Below are 20121 nucleotides of genomic sequence, written 5' to 3'. Positions count from 1 at the left end.
TTACACTATTTGTTACGACATCCGGAACAACCTATTGCCAATCACCTTTCCAGATGATATAATATAAGCAGAAAAGGCCGGACATGATGGCTGTATATAAAAATAATAGAAATAAATTACATGGATTCTATTGACATTGTATCCTTGATATGATATAATTCAGGTGTAATATATTACAGATATATCATAATCAAGGAGATATGACTATGAATAGTCCAAACAAGATTTACGATCTGTCATTCAAAAGAATGATCCGGTTATCTGGTAAAATGCTTGTAAAATTTGTAAACAAGGTATTCGGCAAGCGCTTTCCGCTGGATTCGGAAATAACATTTCTGGATACAAACACGGTAAATAAAGACCTGAAAGTATACGAAAAAGACCTCTACTTTATAATATGCGGTGAACGCTTCCATCTTGAAGCCCAGGTATATTATGATGACATGCTCATCAGGCTCTTCAATTACGCTGTCAGTGACGAAGAAGGATACAAGCGAATCGACGATTCCCACGCAGTATTCAAAATGCCGCAGCAGGCTGTAGTATTTCTGAAAGATACAGATAAAAGCAAGGATAAACTGTACATAAAACTGATCCTGCCGGACGAGCAGGAAATCGAATACTCAGTACACGCAGTACGTTCACTCGGCTACACCCCGCAGGAACTGATCGCAAACGACATGGAGATCCTCCTGCCGTTCCAGATCCTGAGACTGTACAGCAGTGTAAAAAAGTACAGCAGCTTTTCTGAAGAACAGAAAAACGAATTTCTCGAAAAGTTTACATCTATGTGCAGGGATATAATCACGACTTTGCGCAGCTTAAAAGGAACAGGAAAAATAACAAATGATGAACACAGTACGATGATCACGATAATTCGGGATCTGGAGAAACATATATACAGTTCAATAGATGATATAGCTAATAAAGGAGCTGATTCTATGCTTAATGAAGAATTTTTATTTTCAGACGAAAGAGCCAGAGCGGAAGAAAGAGCAAAAGCGGAAGCTGAAGAAAAACAGAAAATCGCAGAACTCATGATTGAAGACGGCGAATGCGCAGAAAAGATCATCAGATACACCGGAATCGATGTATCCGTACTAAAAATCCATGGCTCAGTCACTCGGAAAAGCACTTATGCTTTGATTTAAACCATCTGAATCCCGGAATTGTGATGAAACGCTCTCATAATTCCGGGATTTAATTTTATAATAATTCGCTTCCGGCAACAGACAAAACTCTGAAAGTAAGATTACGGCTCAGAAGCACCGGAATAGCCAATAACAACCTATTGCCAATCACCTTTCCAGATGATATAATATAAGCAGAAAAGGCCAGTCCTGATGGCTGTATATAAAAATAATAGAAATAAATTACATGGATTCTATTGACATTGTATCCTTGATATGATATAATTCAGATGTAATATATTACAGATATATCATAATTGAGGAGATATGACTATGAATAGTCCAAATAAGATCTACGATCTGTCATTCAAAAGAATGATCCGGTTATCCGGTAAAATGCTTGTAAAATTCGTAAACAAGGTATTCGGCAAGCGCTTTCCGCTGGATTCGGAAATAACATTTCTGGATACAAACACGGTAAATAAAGACCTGAAGGTATATGAAAAAGACCTCTACTTTATAATATGCGGTGAACGCTTCCACCTTGAAGCCCAGGCGTATTATGATGACATGCTCATCAGGCTCTTCAACTACGCTGTCAGTGACGAAGAAGGATACAAGCGAATCGACGATTCCCACGCAGTATTCAAAATGCCGCAGCAGGCTGTAGTATTTCTGAAAGATACAGACAAAAGCAAGGATAAACTGTACATAAAACTGATCCTGCCGGACGAACAGGAAATCGAATACTCAGTACATGCAGTGCGTTCACTCGGCTATACACCGCAGGAACTGATCGCAAACGACATGGAGATCCTCCTGCCGTTCCAGATCCTGAGACTGTACGGCAGTGTAAAAAAGTACAGCAGTTTTTCTGAAGAACAGAAAAACGAATTTCTCGAAAAGTTTGCCCAGATGTGCAAAGATATAGCTGAAACACTTCATAAACTAAAGAAAGATAAGAACGTAACAACTGACGAATACTATGCAATGGTAGAAATCATACACGATCTTGAAGAATACATATATGGTATGGTTGACAATGATATAAAAGCAAAAGGAGCTGATTCTATGATCAATGATGAATTCTTATTCTGGAGCGAAAGAATGAAAGCTGAAAAAGACGCCGAAACTGCTAAGTTACTTAAAGAAAAAGATGATCAAACAGCTAGAATTCTTAAAGAAAAAGAAGATGAAAAAAATCGTTATTTCGCTGAAAAGATGATCATGAACGGTGAGTCAGCTGAAAAAATAGAGGAATACACTGGACTTCATCTTTCGGTTTTAAAATCCATGGCTCAGTCACTTGGAAAAGCACTTATGCTCTGATTTGAACATTCTTAATCCCGGAATTGTGAGAAACTTATTCACGTAATTTCGGGATTTAATTTCATGATAATTGGCTTCCACCTTGAAGCCCAGGTATATTATGATGACATGCTCATCAGGCTCTTCAATTACGCTGTCAGTGACGAAGAAGGATACAAGCGAATCGACGATTCCCACGCAGTATTCAAAATGCCGCAGCAGGCTGTAGTATTTCTGAAAGATACAGATAAAAGCAAGGATAAACTGTACATAAAACTGATCCTGCCGGACGAGCAGGAAATCGAATACTCAGTACACGCAGTACGTTCACTCGGCTACACCCCGCAGGAACTGATCGCCAACGACATGGAGATCCTCCTGCCGTTCCAGATTCTGAGACTGTACGGCAGTGTAAAAAAATACAGCAGCTTTTCTGAAGAACAGAAAAACAAATTTCTCGAAAAGTTTGCCCAAATGTGCAAAGATATAGCTGAAACACTTCATAAACTAAAGAAAGATAAGAACGTAACAACTGACGAATACTATGCAATGGTAGAAATCATACACGATCTTGAAGAATACATATATGGTATGGTTGACAATGATATAAAAGCAAAAGGAGCTGATTCTATGATCAATGATGAATTCTTATTCTGGAGCGAAAGAATGAAGGCTGAAAAAGACGCCGAAACTGCTAAGCTACTTAAAGAAAAAGAAGATGAGAAAAATCGTTATTTCGCTGAAAAGATGATCATGAACGGTGAGTCTGCTGAAAAAATAGAGGAATACACTGGACTTCATCTTTCGGTTTTAAAATCCATGGCTCAATCACTTGGAAAAGCACTTATGCTTTGATTTAAACCATCTGAATCCCAGAATTGTGAGAAACTTATTCACGTAATTTCGGGATTTAATTTCATGATAATTGGCTTCCACCTTGAATCTCAGGCGTATTACGATGACATGCTCATCAGGCTTTTCAACTACGCTGTCAGCGACGAAGAAGGATACAGGCGAATCGATGATTCCCACGCAGTATTCAAAATGCCGCAGCAGGCTGTAGTATTTCTGAAAGATACAGACAAAAGCAAGGATTAACTTTACATAAAACTGATCCTGCCGGATGAGCAGAAAATCGAATACTCAGTACATGCAGTGCGTTCACTCGGCTACACACCGCAGGAACTGATCGCAAACGACATGGAGATACTCCTGCCGTTCCAGATCCTGAGACTGTACGGCAGTGTAAAAAAGTACAGCAGCTTTTCTGAAGAACAGAAAAACGAGTTTCTAGAAAAGTTTTCAGTTATGTGCAGGGATATAATCACGACTTTGCGCAGCTTAAAAGAAACAGGAAAGATAACAAATGATGAACACAGTACGATGATCACGATAATTCGGGATCTGGAGAAACATATATACAGTTCAATAGATGATATAGCTAATAAAGGAGCTGATTCCATGCTTAATGAAGAATTTTTATTTTCAGACGAAAGAGCCAGAGCGGAAGAAAGAGCAAAAGCGGAAGCCGAAAAAGCAGAAATTGAAGCAAAAGCTAAAGCCGAAAAAGCGGAAATTGAAGCAAAAGCGGAAGCTGAAAAAGCAGAGATTAAAGCACAGGCGCAAGCTGAGATAGCTAAAGTGGAAAATGAAGAGAAACAGAAAATCGCAGAACTCATGATCGAAGACGGCGAATGTGCAGAAAAGATCATCAGATACACCGGAATCGATGTATCCGTACTAAAATCCATGGCCCAGTCACTCGGAAAAGCACTTATGCTCTGATTTAAACCATCTTAATCCCGGAATTGTGAGAAACTTATTCACGTAATTTCGGGATTTAATTTTATAATAATTCGCTTCCGGCAACAGATAAAGCTCTGAAAGCAAGATTACGGCTCCGAAGAACCGGACTAGCCAATAACAACCTATTGCCAATCACCTTTCCAGATGATATAATATAAGCAGAAAAGGCCGGACATGATGGCTGTATATAAAAATAATAGAAATAAATTACATGGATTCTATTGACATTGTATCCTTGATATGATATAATTCAGATGTAATATATTACAGATATATCATAATTGAGGAGATATGACTATGAATAGTCCAAATAAGATCTACGATCTGTCATTCAAAAGAATGATCCGGTTATCCGGTAAAATGCTTGTAAAATTCGTAAACAAGGTATTCGGCAAGCGCTTTCCGCTGGATTCGGAAATAACATTTCTGGATACAAACACGGTAAATAAAGACCTGAAGGTATATGAAAAAGACCTCTACTTTATAATATGCGGTGAACGCTTCCACCTTGAAGCCCAGGCGTATTACGATGACATGCTCATCAGGCTCTTCAATTACGCTGTCAGTGACGAAGAAGGATACAGGCGAATCGACGATTCCCACGCAGTATTCAAAATGCCGCAGCAGGCTGTAGTATTTCTGAAAGATACAGACAAAAGCAAGGATAAACTGTACATAAAACTGATCCTGCCGGACGAGCAGGAAATCGAATACTCAGTACATGCAGTGCGTTCACTCGGCTACACCCCGCAGGAACTGATCGCCAACGACATGGAGATCCTCCTGCCGTTCCAGATCCTGAGACTGTACGGGAGTGTAAAAAAGTACAGCAGTTTTTTCTGAAGAACAGAAAAACGAATTTCTCGAAAAGTTTACATCTATGTGCAGGGATATAATCACGACTTTGCGCAGCTTAAAAGAAACAGGAAAGATAACAAATGATGAACACAGTACGATGATCACGATAATTCGGGATCTGGAGAAACATATATACAGTTCAATAGATGATATAGCTAATAAAGGAGCTGATTCCATGCTTAATGAAGAATTCTTATTTTCAGACGAAAGAGCCAGAGCGGAAGCTGAAGCAGAAGAAAAACAGAAAATCGCAGAACTCATGATTGAAGACGGCGAATGCGCAGAAAAGATCATCAGATACACCGGAATCGATGTATCCGTACTAAAATCCATGGCTCAGTCACTCGGAAAAGCACTTATGCTTTGATTTAAACCATCTGAATCCCGGAATTGTGAGAAACTTATTCACGTAATTTCGGGATTTAATTTCATGATTATTGGCTTCCACCTTGAAGCCCAGGCGTATTACGATGACATGCTCATCAGGCTCTTCAATTACGCTGTCAGTGACGAAGAAGGATACAGGAGAATCGACGATTCCCACGCAGTATTCAAAATGCCGCAGCAGGCTGTAGTATTTCTGAAAGATACAGACAAAAGCAAGGATAAACTGTACATAAAACTGATCCTGCCGGATGAGCAGGAAATCGAATACTCAGTACACGCAGTGCGTTCACTCGGCTACACCCCGCAGGAACTGATCGCAAACGACATGGAGATCCTGCTGCCGTTCCAGATCCTGAGACTGTACGGCAGTGTAAAAAAATACAGCAGCTTTTCTGAAGAACAGAAAAACGAATTTCTCGAAAAGTTTACATCTATGTGCAGGGATATAATCACGACTTTGCGCAGCTTAAAAGAAACAGGAAAGATAACAAATGATGAACACAGTACGATGATCACGATAATTCGGGATCTGGAGAGACATATATACAGTTCAATAGATGATATAGCTAATAAAGGAGCTGATTCTATGCTTAATGAAGAATTTTTATTTTCAGACGAAAGAGCCAGAGCGGAAGAAAGAGCAAAAGCGGAAGCCGAAAAAGCAGAAATTGAAGCAAAAGCTAAAGCCGAAAAAGCAGAAATTGAAGCAAAAGCTAAAGCCGAAAAAGCGGAAATTGAAGCAAAAGCGGAAGCTGAAAAAGCAGAGATTAAAGCACAGGCGCAAGCTGAGATAGCTAAAGTAGAAAATGAAGAGAAACAGAAAATCGCAGAACTCATGATCGAAGACGGCGAATGTGCAGAAAAGATCATCAGATACACCGGAATCGATGTATCCGTACTAAAATCCATGGCCCAGTCACTCGGAAAAGCACTTATGCTTTGATTTAAACCATCTGAATCCCGGAATTGTGAGAAACTTATTCACGTAATTTCGGGATTTAATTTCATGATTATTGGCTTCCACCTTGAAGCCCAGGCATATTATGATGACATGCTCATCAGGCTCTTCAACTACGCTGTCAGTGACGAAGAAGGATACAAGCGAATCGACGATTCCCACGCAGTATTCAAAATGCCGCAGCAGGCTGTAGTATTTCTGAAAGATACAGACAAAAGCAAGGATAAACTGTACATAAAACTGATTCTTCCGGATGAGCAGGAAATCGAATACTCAGTACACGCAGTGCGTTCACTCGGCTACACACCGCAGGAACTGATCGCAAACGACATGGAGATCCTGCTGCCGTTCCAGATCCTGAGACTGTACGGCAGTGTAAAAAAGTACAGCAGCTTTTCTGAAGAACAGAAAAACGAATTTCTCGAAAAGTTTGCCCAGATGTGCAAAGATATAGCTGAAACACTTCATAAACTAAAGAAAGATAAGAACGTAACAACTGACGAATACTATGCAATGGTAGAAATCATACACGATCTTGAAGAATACATATATGGTATGGTTGACAATGATATAAAAGCAAAAGGAGCTGATTCTATGATCAATGATGAATTCTTATTCTGGAGCGAAAGAATGAAAGCTGAAAAAGACGCTGAAACAACCAAATTACTTAAAGAAAAAGATGCTGAAACAGCTAAACTACTTAAAGAAAAAGATGATCAAACAGCTAGAATTCTTAAAGAAAAAGAAGATGAAAAAAATCGTTATTTCGCTGAAAAGATGATCATGAACGGTGAGTCAGCTGAAAAAATAGAGGAATACACTGGACTTCATCTTTCGGTTTTAAAATCCATGGCTCAGTCACTTGGAAAAGCACTTATGCTCTGATTTAAACATTCTTAATCCCGGAATTGTGAGAAACTTATTCACGTAATTTCGGGATTTAATTTCATGATAATTGGCTTCCACCTTGAAGCCCAGGCGTATTACGATGACATGCTCATCAGGCTTTTCAACTACGCTGTCAGTGACGAAGAAGGATACAAGCGAATCGACGATTCCCACGCAGTATTCAAAATGCCGCAGCAGGCTGTAGTATTTCTGAAAGATACAGATAAAAGCAAGGATAAACTGTACATAAAACTGATCCTGCCGGATGAGCAGGAAATCGAATACTCAGTACACGCAGTACGTTCACTCGGCTACACCCCGCAGGAACTGATCGCAAACGACATGGAGATCCTCCTGCCGTTCCAGATCCTGAGACTGTACGGCAGTGTAAAAAAGTACAGCAGCTTTTCTGAAGAACAGAAAAACGAATTTCTCGAAAAGTTTACATCTATGTGCAGGGATATAATCACGACTTTGCGCAGCCTAAAAGAAACAGGTAAAATAACAAATGATGAACACAGTACGATGATCACGATAATTCGGGATCTGGAGAAACATATATACAGTTCAATAGATGATATAGCTAATAAAGGAGCTGATTCCATGCTTAATGAAGAATTCTTATTTTCAGACGAAAGAGCCAGAGCGGAAGCTGAAGCAGAAGAAAAACAGAAAATCGCAGAACTCATGATCGAAGACGGCGAATGCGCAGAAAAGATCATCAGATACACCGGAATCGATGTATCCGTACTAAAATCCATGGCCCAGTCACTTGGAAAAGCACTTATGCTTTGATTTAAACATTCTTAATCCCGGATTTTTGAGAAATCACTCACGAAATTCCGGGATTTATAGTTTTCAGCCGTTCAAACAGTCTTTAATTGTGCATCATGCACAGAAAAACACATTTTTAATTATGAAATGTTAACCCTTTAACTTTCTCTTTAACGGTCGATATATAAGATGTAAGCAAAAAACACACTGACAAACAGTTCAGAGGCTGAACGTAGGGCCCACGGGATGACGATGAACCGGATGTCAAACAAACCAAAACATACGCGAAGGAACATGGATGTTTCTTCAAAATCAAATCGTTCCTCAAAAATCGAAAGCTCTTGAGTGTTGGTTTTCAATAAAAGGAAACCAATCAAATTCAAATTTATCTGGTTTCGGGGTTTTAAGTAAATCAGCTAAAAACATCAGGGATTGAAAGCGATATCAGGGATAGAAAATGAATTCAGAGAACGAGATTTTTGCAAGGAGCACGACCTAAATACATGGAGGTATTATTATGGGAATGGTAGTTAGAACTAATATGGCAGCTATAAATGCCAACAATTCATTAGCAAACGCTTCAAAGGCTCAGCAGAGCGGCATGCAGAAACTCGCGTCCGGCTTTAGAATCAACGCAGCTAAGGATGATGCTTCAGGTCTCGCTATTACAGAGAAGATGAAGAATCAGATCAAGGCTCTTGATACAGCTAAGGATAACTGCGAAGACGGTGCTAACATGATTCAGACAGCTGAAGGTTACATGAAGGAAACTCATGACATTCTTACAAGAATGACTGAACTTGCTGAAAAGTCTGCTAACGGACTTCTTGAGGGCGAAGATAGAAAGGCTCTTCAGAATGAAATGGATGAGCTCTGTAGTGAAATCGATAGAATGGCGACTACAGCAAACTTTAATGGCAAGAAGCTTCTTAATGGAGATCTAGGATCAAACGGAAAAGTTCTTATTTCTAGTGATTCTACTGGTAACCATTATTCTGTTAGTGATGAAGCACCTAATGGCGCACCGAGATATAATGCGTCATCAGCAGCAATTAGTGGCTCAACAGCATTAGATCAGCTTAGTGGAAGCGCTAAGGATGAATTAACTGCTAAGATTAAAGCAGCAGCAGAAGCAGCAGCCGCTGCTTCCGGCTCAACAAATATGACTTCAGTAACTCTTGCGGTTAATAAGAATGGCGATATTATTGTCAACTCTTACAGTGCAACCGGAAGTATTACAGGCGATGATTTAGTGTCTAGTGCAGTAAACGCCGATAAATATGCTTCTAGCAATAATATTAATGGATACAGTGAAATCAACATTAATCTTACTTACTCAACATCTGGCAATTTAGCTAAAAATGAAGGAATTAAATTGCAGATTGGTGAATCTTCAACAGCAGCTGATAAGATGAATGTTCAGATTGGCAGTTTCCATACAGATACACTTCTTGCAGGTATCAACGGTTTCCAGAATAAAACTGCAGGTGCTACTGGTGAAACAGATACGAATGCTGTTGCCGCTACAAAGGCTAACGCTTCTGCTACATATGATAATGGTATCACAGTTGATATTTCAGATCAGAACAAGGCTTCTGCAGCCGCTGATGCTATCCGTCAGGTATCAAATTATGTATCTGACCAGAGAGGAAAAACTCGGTGCTCAGCAGAATCGTCTTGAACACACTGTAAATAACCTTACTACAGCTTCTGAAAACACAACAGCTTCTAAGTCACGTATCTTAGATACAGACATGGCTAAGGAAATGATGGAATATACAAGTAAGAACGTTATTGCTCAGGCTGCTCAGTCTATGCTCGCACAGGCTAATTCACAGCCTCAGAACGTACTTTCACTTCTTCAGTAATTCATCATTATGATTATAGCTGACAAGTAAAAGGAATATAAACTACGATTAAATAAATGATATAGGGTAAAGGGATACAGGGCTATGGTGCTTCGTCACTGTAGCCCTGTAAATTTTTTCGATAGGAGATATGAGAAATGAAAGTACATACTGAACCTAAAGAAAAACAGATTATTCTTTCCATAGGAATGATAGTAAAAAATGAAGAAAAAAGTGCTGGAAAGATGTCTGAAATCACTTCAGCCGTTAATGAATGCAATACCATGTGAGTTGATTGTTGCCGATACTGGCTCAACAGATTCTACAGTTGAAATCGCTAGAAAATATACTGATAATGTGTATCATTTTGAATGGATAAATGATTTTGCTGAAGCGAGAAATTCAACTATAAAAAAAGCTTCAGGTCAGTGGTATATGTATATTGATGCTGATGAATACTTGGATAATGATTGCTCAGAATTATTAAATTTCTTAAAAAATAAAGATAATCAAAAATATAGATCTGTGAACATCATTGTTCGTAATTATCAAAATCTAAAGCTGGATAATTATGCTGACTCTAGCTTAGCAAGGCTGCAAAAATTAGATGAGACATGTTTCTTTGAAGGAGCAATTCACGAAACTATACCCATAAGAAATCCGTTTTACAATATTTCAACCATTTTTCATCATACAGGTTATTGTTTTGAATCCAATCACCAAAAAGAGAAAAAAAGAATAAGAAATCTGAATCTTATGAGGATGGAATATGAGAAAAAATCCCAAAAATCTAAGGCTACTTAGCCATTTAATAGATGCTTCAGTTTCTGATGAAAGAGAGAAATATATATGTGAAGCATTGGATATTGTACGTCTTGATAGTGAGTTGTTTTATTCAAAAGTTATTTATATGCAGGCAATTTCGTATTATCAGACTGTTGACAGGAAACATGCATTGGATTTGTGCGAAGAGTATTATAATGTATTTATTGATGCGAATAGTAATATCGTTTCTGTAGCAATCGAATTCCTGAGAGCTAATATTCTGGGTACTCTTGATATGTACGAAGATGCATGTAGTGCATTTCAGCGTTATTTTAAGTTTTATGAAAAGTACAAAAACGGCGAGCTTAATGAATTTGAAATGTGTACACATCCGATTGCTGGTCTAACAAAATCAGATTTTGAGACTTGTACTTACAATTTAATAATGATTTATAAAAAGCTAAGCAAATATAGCGATGCTTTTGATATATTAGATCAGCTTGATTTTTCTACAATTGAAGGTTCGAAATTCACAGATGTTTATATCAGCGATAAAATTACTGTGTACAGAAAGCAAGGAATATAGTCGAATTGTATATTATCACGAAAAGATAATTGAATTAAATGATGACGAGAAATATTCAGTAATGTTATATGCTTTAGAAGCATTTTATAACTGGTTACAGGATGAAGAAAAAGAAAAGTTTGCAAGCGATATAGCCGAGAGTGGATTAGATGATAATTTTTCAAAATTAATGTATATGGTAAGTATACAAAATTATAACGACTTCAGTTCAAAACTAATTGAATTTATTGAACAAATAGAATCTTGGAATGGACATTACAGTGAAGTATTCTATCTAGCCATAAAACACAAAGTAGATATTAGCGTCGTTGTCAATAAAATAGATTTATCTGATTTGAGAAATAATCTACAGATTGTCTTGAATTGCCATGATGATTATGCACAGATAGTTCTTGATTATGGGATTCCTGAAAGCTTTACCAGTTCAATTAAAGGATTTCGGTTTATTACTGATATGTATGAACTGGCTTGCTATAAAAACCTTTGATTTGAATGATAATAAAAAAGAAGAATTATATATTCGCTTTATTTCGCTTTTAAGCGATTATGTTCTTAATATTTATAATTCTGAATTACTATTAGATGAAAATGATGTTGAAGTATTGCCTAATCTTCATCGTTTCGGTTACTATATGTACAGAGCTAATCAGGAACTTGAAAACAGCAATGCTGTAGCTTATATAAAAGAAATGAGAAAAGCGCTTAATTCTTGTGAAGCAATGAAAGATTTAGTCGAGTTTATGCTCGAACAGTTTAAGATAAAAATGAGGTTGACGTAAATTCTGTTAATTTAGATTACACTGTATTTGATATATAAGAAATATGAGGAAAAGCATATGAAAGTAGTAATTCTTGCTGGCGGGCTTGGTACGCGAATCAGTGAAGAAAGCCATCTGAAACCGAAGCCAATGATCGGTATTGGCGAACATCCAATAATTTGGCATATTATGAAGTATTATTCTGAGTTTGGGTTTAATGATTTTGTAATATGCTGTGGATACAAGAGTTTTGTTATCAAAGAATATTTTTCTGCATATTACATGTACAACTCAGACGTCACATTTGATTTTACTAATGAGAATTCTATGACTCTTCATAATTCAGAAGTTGAACCATGGAAAGTGACACTTGCTGAAACCGGTGTTATGACACAGACTGGTGGAAGAATAAAGAAGATACAAAAATATATTGGCAATGAAACATTCATGATGACATATGGTGATGGCGTATCAAATGTTGATTTGAACGCATTGTTAGATAGTCACAGGAAATCTGGTGCTACTGCAACAATGACTGCTATTCAGCCAGGTGGTCGTTTTGGTGTGTTAGAGATAGAGAATAATGGTTTAATCTCAAAATTCGCGGAAAAAGCCAAGGAAGATGGAGGCTGGATAAATGGCGGATTCATGGTGCTTGAACCTGAAATATTCAATTATCTGAACGATGATGATCAGCTTGTTTTTGAACGCAAACCACTTGAAAAACTTGCGAAAGACGGTAAGCTTAATGCTTATAAGCATCATGGGTACTGGCAGTGCATGGATACTATGAGAGATAAGGAATTTCTTGAACAGATATGGGCAAGCGGTAAGGCTCCGTGGAAAATATGGGAATGAAGAAATTAATAGATGCAGATTTCTGGAATGAAAAAAAAGTACTTGTAACAGGACATACTGGTTTTAAGGGAACATGGCTTTGTGAAATACTGTATTATTTCGGTGCTGAAGTCACAGGCTATGCACTTGATTCCCCTACTGATCCATCGGTTTTCAGTATATTAAAAACTGATGCAAGGATAAATTCAGTTATTGGTGATATACGTGATTTTGAAAAACTGTATCAGACGATTCAGGATAATAAACCCGAAATAGTTTTTCATCTGGCTGCACAGCCAATTGTTAAAATTTCATATGCAGAACCACGCTATACATATGAAACCAATGTTATGGGGACAGTAAATATTCTGGAAGCTGTAAGAAAAACTGATTCAGTGAAGTCTGTAGTAAATGTGACAACTGATAAGGTATATGAAAACAATGAATGGTGCTGGGGATACAGAGAAAACGACAGACTTGACGGATATGATCCATATTCAAACAGTAAATCATGTTCTGAACTGGTAACGGCAAGTTATGTGCGTTCATTCTTCGGAGAAAGCAATACAGCTGTTTCAACAGCAAGAGCGGGTAATGTCATAGGCGGCGGAGATTTTGCACCTAACAGAATCATTCCTGACTGCGCAAGAGCAGCTTCGCAGGGAAAAGAAATAACAGTAAGGAATCCTTATTCCATAAGACCGTATCAGCATGTTCTTGAACCGCTTTTTGCATATATGATGATCGCTGAAAAGCAGTACAGTAATAAAGAATATTCCGGTTGCTACAATATCGGACCGGAAATGAAAAGCTGTATTACTACCGGTGAGATTACAGATTTGTTCTGCAAATCATGGGGGAATGCTTCATGGAAGAATGTGTCAGAAGAAAACGCTCCGCATGAAGCGAATTTTCTTAAACTTGACTGTTCAAAAATATTGCAGACATTCAGCTGGAACCCTAAGTGGGATATTGAACAGTCAGTGAGCAAAACTGTTGAATGGTACCAAGCGTTTTATAACAAGGAAAATATGAATGAGAAAACTATTGATCAGATAAAGGAGTATCTGGACTAATGAGTGAAGAAATAATGAGAAAACAGATCCTTGATATGGTTAAGGATTACTGTAACACATATCACAAAAAAGAATATAAAGCTGGCGACAGAATAAATTACTCCGGACGTGTTTACGATTCCGATGAGATGGTGAATCTTGTTGACAGCGCTCTGGATTTCTGGCTTACAACCGGAAAGTATTCGGAGAAATTTGAAAAGAGATTTGCTGATAAACTCGGAGTGAAGAAATGCTTTCTTGTAAATTCCGGTTCATCGGCAAATCTGCTTGCGTTTATGACACTTACTTCTGATCTTCTCGGAGAGAGAAAAATCAGACGTGGTGATGAAGTAATTACAGTTGCAGCCGGATTTCCGACAACTGTTGCACCGATCATACAGTATGGTGCTGTACCGGTGTTTGTGGATGTCACCATTCCTTCTTACAATATTGACTGCACGCAGCTCGAAAATGCATTATCTGATAAAACAAAAGCAGTCATGATAGCACATACACTTGGAAATCCGTTCAATCTGAAAGCAGTTAAAGATTTTTGTGAAAAGCATAATCTTTGGCTTGTTGAAGACAACTGTGATGCGCTTGGATCAAAATATACACTGGATGGTAAAAAATATTTTACAGGTACAGTTGGTGATATAGGAACGTCAAGTTTCTACCCTCCTCATCACATTACTATGGGTGAAGGTGGTGCGGTCTATACAAATGATCCGCTTCTTGCAAAGATAATCCATTCAATGCGTGACTGGGGACGTGAATGTATCTGTCCTTCCGGAACAGATAATTTCTGTGGTCACAGATATGATGGTCAGTTTGGAGACCTGCCACAGGGATACGATCATAAATATGTTTATTCTCATTTAGGTTATAATTTGAAAGTTACCGATATGCAGGCGGCAGTGGGAGTGGCACAGCTTGAAAAGCTTGACAGATTTACTGAAGCACGAAAGAAGAATTTTAAGTTTCTGAGAGAGAGCCTGAACTGCCTTAAAGACAAGATCATTCTTCCGGAAGCGGAGGTTAATTCTGATCCAAGCTGGTTTGGATTTGCTATGACATTACCTGAAAATATTGAAAGAAAAAAAGTTCTTCAGTATCTTGAAGATCATAATATACAGACAAGACTTCTGTTTTCAGGAAATATAATCAAGCATCCGTGTTTTAACAGTATGAGAGAATCTGGTGAGGGCTATAGAGTTGTCGGTGATTTGATTAATACGGATATCATAATGAACAGAACATTTTGGGTAGGTGTTTATCCGGGAATGACTGAAGAGATGCTTGTAAGAATGTCTGATGAGTTAAAGAATATTATAGGGAAACTGATATGATTGATCTTCTGTATATAACTGCTCATATGGGTGGTGGCGCCGGAAAGGCTATAAGCGGAATAATTAAAAACACTTCAGATAAATGCAAAAATACTATTGTCCTTTTGGAAAAGCCAGTTGAAGAAAAATATAGTCAGGTATGCCAGACATGTGGTGCAGATTTAATTACTGAACCTTCTTGCGAAGAAATAATCAAACTTGCAGAAGATGCTGACGCGGTCATATTTAACTGGTGGGCACATCCTTTGACTGTGGATTTGATAAGGAAACTTGGAAAAGCCAAAACAAGACTTGTTTTGTGGTCTCATATAAACGGACTGCAGTATCCTGTTCTGACTCCGGAATTTCTTTTGCAGTTTGAAGGACTTTTGTTCACCTCACCGTGTTCAGCTAAAAACAGTTGCTTTTCAGATTCAGATAAAAACCTGATTTTAAAGAAAAGTGCTTTTGTATACGGAACAGGTGATTTCAGGCCTCTTAATTATTCTTTCAAAACAGACTATGAAACAAGAAAAGAAATTCGTATAGGCTATATAGGCACTTTGGATTTTGCAAAACTGAATTCACATTTTCCTCGAATTTGTTCTGAAATAAAACGAAGAGTTCCGAAAGTGCAATTCGTTTTATGCGGGAAATATTCAGAAGATTTCATAAATAATTTCTTTTCGGAATATCCTGATTTAAAGGGATGTATTGAATTTACCGGATATATAAATAATCCTGAAAAGTATCTTCTGTCATTTGATACTTTCTGTTATCCGCTTTCAGAAAATAATTATGCAACAACAGAAAACGCTTTGCTTGAAGCAATGGCCGCAGGACTTCCTGTAATAGTTCTTGATAATCCGCCTGAACGAGAGATAGTGGAAAATGATATGACGGGATTTGTTGCATCTGATGTGAATGATTTTATAGAAAAGTGCATTATTCTTTGCAATGATGCTGATAAGCGGAAAACGCTCGGAATGTCAGCACGCAGATCCGTTATTGATAAGTATGACGCAGATGTGAATGCAGATTCATTTATAACTGCAGTTGAAAATTCATTATCTTCAGATAAACGTGGACATGATTTTGAAAAATTAATCGGTTCGGATATTTTTGGAAATTTCCTGTATTTCACTGGTGAGGACAAAGAGAAAATATTACGATTATTTGCCGAAGCAGATGTACATTTACCTGAAATCTATTATAGTTTCAGTAAGAGTTCCCCGATGCATTACATTGATTATTTCAGAAATGATAAATTTGAAAAGCTGTGCAGATTACTGCATCCGAAAAAATTCATTGGTTCGGAGGATGGCAAATGAAAGTGATCGTAACAGGAGCATCCGGATTCCTTGGCAAAGTATTGTGTTCTGAACTTAAATCCAAAGGTCATGATGTAACAGCAATTGTCAGAAATAAAAATGTTTGTGTTGATGCGGATAAGATAATCTGCTGCGATTTGAATAATTATCATCAGCTTAACGAGATTATTACGGATCGCGGTTTTGATGTGCTGTATCATTTTGCATGGGCAGGAACTTCAGGGTCTGCACGTGGAGATTACAGTTTGCAGATTGATAATATAAAAGCTTCATGTATTCTTACGGAACAGTGTAAGCTTCTTGAATGCAGACGTATAGTGTATGCATCAAGCATAATGGAGTATGAGATATCTGCATTAATGGAAACAGAAACTGATCCGCCGGTTTCGTCAGTTTACTCTGCTGCTAAGATGACTTCTGACTACATGATGAAAGCTTTAGCGGTGTCAAATAAAACAGAGTACATAAGAGGAATAATTTCTAATGTTTATGGTCCAGGCGAAAACAGTCCGAGGCTTGTCAACACTACTATACGAAAGCTTCTGAAAAATGAACACTGTGCATTCTCACCTGGGGAACAGATGTATGATTTCATTTACATTGATGATGCAGTAAAAGCCTTTGCTGCGATAGGTGAAAAAGGAACAACAGGCCGGACATATTATATCGGAAGTGAAAGACCTCGAAAACTGAAAGAGTTTCTGATAAAATTAAAAGATATTGTTGCATATGATGCAATTATCGGAATCGGTGAAATACCTTTTAACGGTGTTTCAATTGATTATGAACAATTTGACAAAGAAGCTGTTTTAAGAGATACCGGTTTCAGAAATCAGATAACATTCAGTGAAGGCATAAAAAGAACGGCTGAATGGATCAGAAAGGAGATGTGAAACAAGTGTTTGAAATACAAGAAAAATTACTTGGTGATGCAGTTGTTATAAGCGGATTCTGTTCTGAAGATAACCGAGGCAGTTTTTTTAAGAACTTTGAGAAAGATATTTATCAGTCGATTGGTATTGATTTTAATGTGAATGAAACTTTTGTTTCATTATCAGCGAAAAATGTGATAAGAGGAATGCATTTTCAGCTTAACAACCCTCAGGCTAAACTTGTCAGTGTTATAAATGGCAGTGTTTATGACGTTATTGTTGATCTGAGAAAAGAAAGCAGTAATTACGGAAAATGGGCTGGAGTAGAATTAAGTTACCGTAATCATTTATCACTGTATGTTCCACGAGGATTTGCTCATGGATTTCTATCTCTTGAAGATGGTTCAACTGTTTTGTATCAGTGTGATGGCCGATATGATAAAGAAAGCGATACAGGAATAAGATTTGATGATCCAGATGTAGGAATAGACTGGAGAATTGATGATTTGGATAATGTCATTTGTTCGGAACGTGACAGAGGATTAATGACATTTAAGATATTTGAAGTGCTTAATGAGGTTTTCAAATGAAAATATTGTTTATTGGTGGAAACGGAAATATTAGCTGGCATTGTACAAAGAAAGCTATAGAACTTGGACATGAGGTGTACGAGCTTCACAGAGGTGTTACATATGCAACCAGACGTGAAGTTCATCCTGAAGCTAAGATAATAAAGTGTGATATACGTAATTATCAGGAAGCTCAAAAGGTATTGGAAGACTGTAGCTTTGATGTTGTTTGCGATTTTATTTGTTATAACGCAGAGCAGGCTCAAACAGCTATTAAGCTTTTTGAAGGTAAAACAAAACAGTATATCGTTATTAGTTCTGATGTGGTATATAAAAGAAATATCCAAAACATACCTTTTAATGAGCTTTCAGAAAAAAAAGATCCATACAATTCTTCAGAATATATAAGTGGAAAATTATTTGCAGAACAAGTGTTTATGAATGAATTTTATGAGAATAAGTTCCCAGTTACAATTGTTAGACCTGGATATACATATGATACAATTATTCCGGTTTCGATTGGCCATAATTGTTGGACAGCAATTGATAAAATTCTAAAAGGGAAGCCATTATTGATTGCCGGAGAAGGAAGCTATCTTTGGAATTATACTCATTCTAAAGAATTTGCTGAAATGTTCGTTTGTCTAATTGGTTGTACTGAAGCTATAGGTGAGGTGTTTGATATTTCAACAGATGAGATACTTACATGGAATGATGTATCTGAAATATTGTTATCTTCACTTGGTTTAAGTAAAGGTAATGTTTTTCATGTTCCTTATGATCGTGCATTAAAATTAACAGATTTTCAGCCTTTAGATATGATGTATGACAGAATGTGGCATAGTATAAGGGCGAATGCAAAAATAAAAACATTAATGAAAACTAAAAGTACGACAATTCATTTTGAAGATGGTATAAAAATGACTTTGGATTGGCTTGATGGAAATCCGGTCAGAAAGCGAATTGTATCTAGATACAGTGATATGTTAGATAAGCTTTATTGCGAATACGGATTGTAAAACTAAAAAAAGAGGTGATAATTTGAATATTCAAACACGTTTAAACAATAATAATCGAAATAATTTATCGGAGGTGCTTCCTTTAAAGAAACCATATGTTTTGCTTGTAGATCCATCAAGTTTGTGTAATCTTAGATGTAAATGGTGTCCAAGTGGTTATGATAATCTTATGGCTGAATATGGTAGAAACAATGGGGTTATGGAGTATAGCCTTTTTGAAAAAATTGTATCGGATTCATTGGAATTTGCTACCCCAATAAATGTGCTTAGGTTATATAAAGAAGGTGAACCTCTTGTTAATCCTAAATTCGTTGATATGGTGCGAATCGCTAAAAGGTCAGGTGCGTATAAAAAAATTGAAACAACTACTAATGGAATTCTCCTGAACAAAGAGTTAAATAGAAAACTTATTGATGCAGGAATAGATCAGATTAATATTTCTGTTAATGGTGTTTCAGAGGAACAAATCTATAAAAATACTTGCAGAAAAATTGATTTCAAAAAATATTGCGATAATATAACAGATTTGTGCAAAAACAGTGAAAATTGCATTGTATATGTAAAAAGTATTAAAGATGTATTAACAGAGGAAGAACAAAAATATTTCATGGATTTATTTGGAGAGTGGGCTGATAGAATATTTTTAGAACGTCTGTCACCAGCTTGGCCAGATTTTGATATCAAATTAAGCGGTTATAATTACGAAGATATAGGAAACTATGGCCAGCCATTGGAAAACAGGACAGTATGTCCATATATTTTTTATGTTATGGTTATAAACTCAGATGGAACTTGTGATACTTGTGTGGGCGATTGGAAACATAATCAAATTATTGGTGATGTAAATACGAATTCATTAAAAAATATTTGGTTAGGTGAACAACTAAAAGAAATACAGTTGTCACATCTTGATGGAATCAGAGAGAAAAATGAACTATGCAAATCATGTGAAGTAATAAAGTATGGTTGTTATGATAATATAGATGCAGATAGATGTGAAATAAAAAATAGAATTCTAAATCAAAACTATTTTGGAGAGCGATAA

Annotated in this window: 24 protein-coding genes; all 24 read left to right on the top strand. The window is 37.0% G+C overall.

Going from position 1 to position 20121, the window contains the following annotated elements; genetic code table 11:
* Window positions 1–206: 206 nt before the first annotated feature.
* The 24 genes from CC97_RS09135 to CC97_RS09020 all read left to right on the top strand — a co-directional run bounded on the left by CC97_RS09135 (window position 207) and on the right by CC97_RS09020 (window position 20121).
* Window positions 207–1151: a hypothetical protein gene (locus CC97_RS09135; RefSeq protein ID WP_044974710.1), complete on the top strand. Its 945-nt coding sequence runs from the start codon at window positions 207–209 to the stop codon at window positions 1149–1151.
* A 312-nt stretch (window positions 1152–1463) separates the two neighbouring features.
* A complete protein-coding gene (locus tag CC97_RS09130) occupies window positions 1464–2459 on the top strand; it encodes a hypothetical protein (protein ID WP_044974709.1) in 996 nt (331 codons plus the stop codon).
* A 63-nt stretch (window positions 2460–2522) separates the two neighbouring features.
* On the top strand, window positions 2523–3293 hold the full coding sequence (locus CC97_RS09125) for a hypothetical protein (RefSeq protein WP_044974708.1): 771 nt from the start codon (window positions 2523–2525) through the stop codon (window positions 3291–3293).
* 63 nt (window positions 3294–3356) lie between these two features.
* On the top strand, window positions 3357–3536 hold the full coding sequence (locus CC97_RS09120; RefSeq protein WP_044974707.1) for a hypothetical protein: 180 nt from the start codon (window positions 3357–3359) through the stop codon (window positions 3534–3536).
* A gap of 57 nt (window positions 3537–3593) precedes the next feature.
* Window positions 3594–4223 (top strand): hypothetical protein, encoded by a 630-nt coding sequence (locus CC97_RS20530; RefSeq protein ID WP_044974706.1) that lies wholly within the window; start codon window positions 3594–3596, stop codon window positions 4221–4223.
* A 318-nt stretch (window positions 4224–4541) separates the two neighbouring features.
* Complete coding sequence (locus CC97_RS09110) at window positions 4542–5087, top strand: hypothetical protein (RefSeq protein ID WP_044974705.1); 546 nt, start codon at window positions 4542–4544, stop codon at window positions 5085–5087.
* Window positions 5088–5148: 61 nt separating this feature from the next.
* The gene (locus tag CC97_RS09105; protein ID WP_044974704.1) at window positions 5149–5469 is read left to right on the top strand and encodes a hypothetical protein; all 321 of its coding nucleotides are present in this window, start codon (window positions 5149–5151) and stop codon (window positions 5467–5469) included.
* Between the two features lie 63 nt (window positions 5470–5532).
* Entirely contained in the window at window positions 5533–6432 is a 900-nt protein-coding gene (locus CC97_RS20525; RefSeq protein WP_049962802.1) for a hypothetical protein, read from the top strand.
* Between the two features lie 63 nt (window positions 6433–6495).
* Entirely contained in the window at window positions 6496–7332 is an 837-nt protein-coding gene (locus CC97_RS09095; protein ID WP_044974702.1) for a hypothetical protein, read from the top strand.
* A gap of 63 nt (window positions 7333–7395) precedes the next feature.
* Complete coding sequence (locus CC97_RS09090) at window positions 7396–8130, top strand: hypothetical protein (protein ID WP_044974701.1); 735 nt, start codon at window positions 7396–7398, stop codon at window positions 8128–8130.
* Between the two features lie 496 nt (window positions 8131–8626).
* Window positions 8627–9790: a hypothetical protein gene (locus CC97_RS20985; protein ID WP_044974700.1), complete on the top strand. Its 1164-nt coding sequence runs from the start codon at window positions 8627–8629 to the stop codon at window positions 9788–9790.
* Window positions 9741–9977 carry a flagellin gene (locus CC97_RS20980; RefSeq protein ID WP_044974699.1) on the top strand — a complete coding sequence of 79 codons (237 nt, stop codon included), beginning with the start codon at window positions 9741–9743 and terminating at the stop codon, window positions 9975–9977. Before CC97_RS20985 ends, CC97_RS20980 begins: the two co-directional genes overlap by 50 nt.
* 201 nt (window positions 9978–10178) lie before the next feature.
* Window positions 10179–10760 (top strand): glycosyltransferase, encoded by a 582-nt coding sequence (locus tag CC97_RS09075; RefSeq protein WP_081850058.1) that lies wholly within the window; start codon window positions 10179–10181, stop codon window positions 10758–10760.
* The gene (locus tag CC97_RS09070) at window positions 10726–11307 is read left to right on the top strand and encodes a hypothetical protein (protein ID WP_044974697.1); all 582 of its coding nucleotides are present in this window, start codon (window positions 10726–10728) and stop codon (window positions 11305–11307) included. Before CC97_RS09075 ends, CC97_RS09070 begins: the two co-directional genes overlap by 35 nt.
* A gap of 61 nt (window positions 11308–11368) precedes the next feature.
* Entirely contained in the window at window positions 11369–11794 is a 426-nt protein-coding gene (locus tag CC97_RS09065; protein WP_044974696.1) for a hypothetical protein, read from the top strand.
* Entirely contained in the window at window positions 11766–12086 is a 321-nt protein-coding gene (locus tag CC97_RS09060; RefSeq protein ID WP_044974695.1) for a hypothetical protein, read from the top strand. The genes CC97_RS09065 and CC97_RS09060 overlap by 29 nt, the downstream gene beginning before the upstream one ends.
* Window positions 12087–12143: 57 nt before the next feature.
* Window positions 12144–12923: a glucose-1-phosphate cytidylyltransferase gene (rfbF, locus tag CC97_RS09055; RefSeq protein ID WP_044974694.1), complete on the top strand. Its 780-nt coding sequence runs from the start codon at window positions 12144–12146 to the stop codon at window positions 12921–12923.
* Window positions 12920–13978, top strand: coding sequence for a CDP-glucose 4,6-dehydratase (gene rfbG, locus CC97_RS09050; protein ID WP_156036846.1), 1059 nt, complete (start codon window positions 12920–12922; stop codon window positions 13976–13978). Before rfbF ends, rfbG begins: the two co-directional genes overlap by 4 nt.
* Window positions 13978–15306: a lipopolysaccharide biosynthesis protein RfbH gene (gene rfbH, locus CC97_RS09045; protein ID WP_044974693.1), complete on the top strand. Its 1329-nt coding sequence runs from the start codon at window positions 13978–13980 to the stop codon at window positions 15304–15306. The genes rfbG and rfbH overlap by 1 nt, the downstream gene beginning before the upstream one ends.
* Window positions 15303–16616 carry a glycosyltransferase family 4 protein gene (locus tag CC97_RS09040; RefSeq protein WP_044974692.1) on the top strand — a complete coding sequence of 438 codons (1314 nt, stop codon included), beginning with the start codon at window positions 15303–15305 and terminating at the stop codon, window positions 16614–16616. Before rfbH ends, CC97_RS09040 begins: the two co-directional genes overlap by 4 nt.
* Window positions 16613–17509: an NAD(P)-dependent oxidoreductase gene (locus CC97_RS09035; RefSeq protein ID WP_044974691.1), complete on the top strand. Its 897-nt coding sequence runs from the start codon at window positions 16613–16615 to the stop codon at window positions 17507–17509. Before CC97_RS09040 ends, CC97_RS09035 begins: the two co-directional genes overlap by 4 nt.
* Complete coding sequence (gene rfbC, locus CC97_RS09030; RefSeq protein ID WP_044974690.1) at window positions 17488–18078, top strand: dTDP-4-dehydrorhamnose 3,5-epimerase; 591 nt, start codon at window positions 17488–17490, stop codon at window positions 18076–18078. The genes CC97_RS09035 and rfbC overlap by 22 nt, the downstream gene beginning before the upstream one ends.
* Complete coding sequence (locus CC97_RS09025; RefSeq protein WP_044974689.1) at window positions 18075–19076, top strand: NAD-dependent epimerase/dehydratase family protein; 1002 nt, start codon at window positions 18075–18077, stop codon at window positions 19074–19076. The genes rfbC and CC97_RS09025 overlap by 4 nt, the downstream gene beginning before the upstream one ends.
* A gap of 22 nt (window positions 19077–19098) precedes the next feature.
* Entirely contained in the window at window positions 19099–20121 is a 1023-nt protein-coding gene (locus CC97_RS09020; protein ID WP_044974688.1) for a radical SAM/SPASM domain-containing protein, read from the top strand.

Origin of the sequence: Ruminococcus sp. HUN007, assembly GCF_000712055.1 — a bacterium.
Taxonomy (GTDB): domain Bacteria; phylum Bacillota; class Clostridia; order Oscillospirales; family Ruminococcaceae; genus HUN007.
Note: the sequence above shows the minus strand (reverse complement) of the source record. Positions and strands in the feature narration are given on the sequence as shown.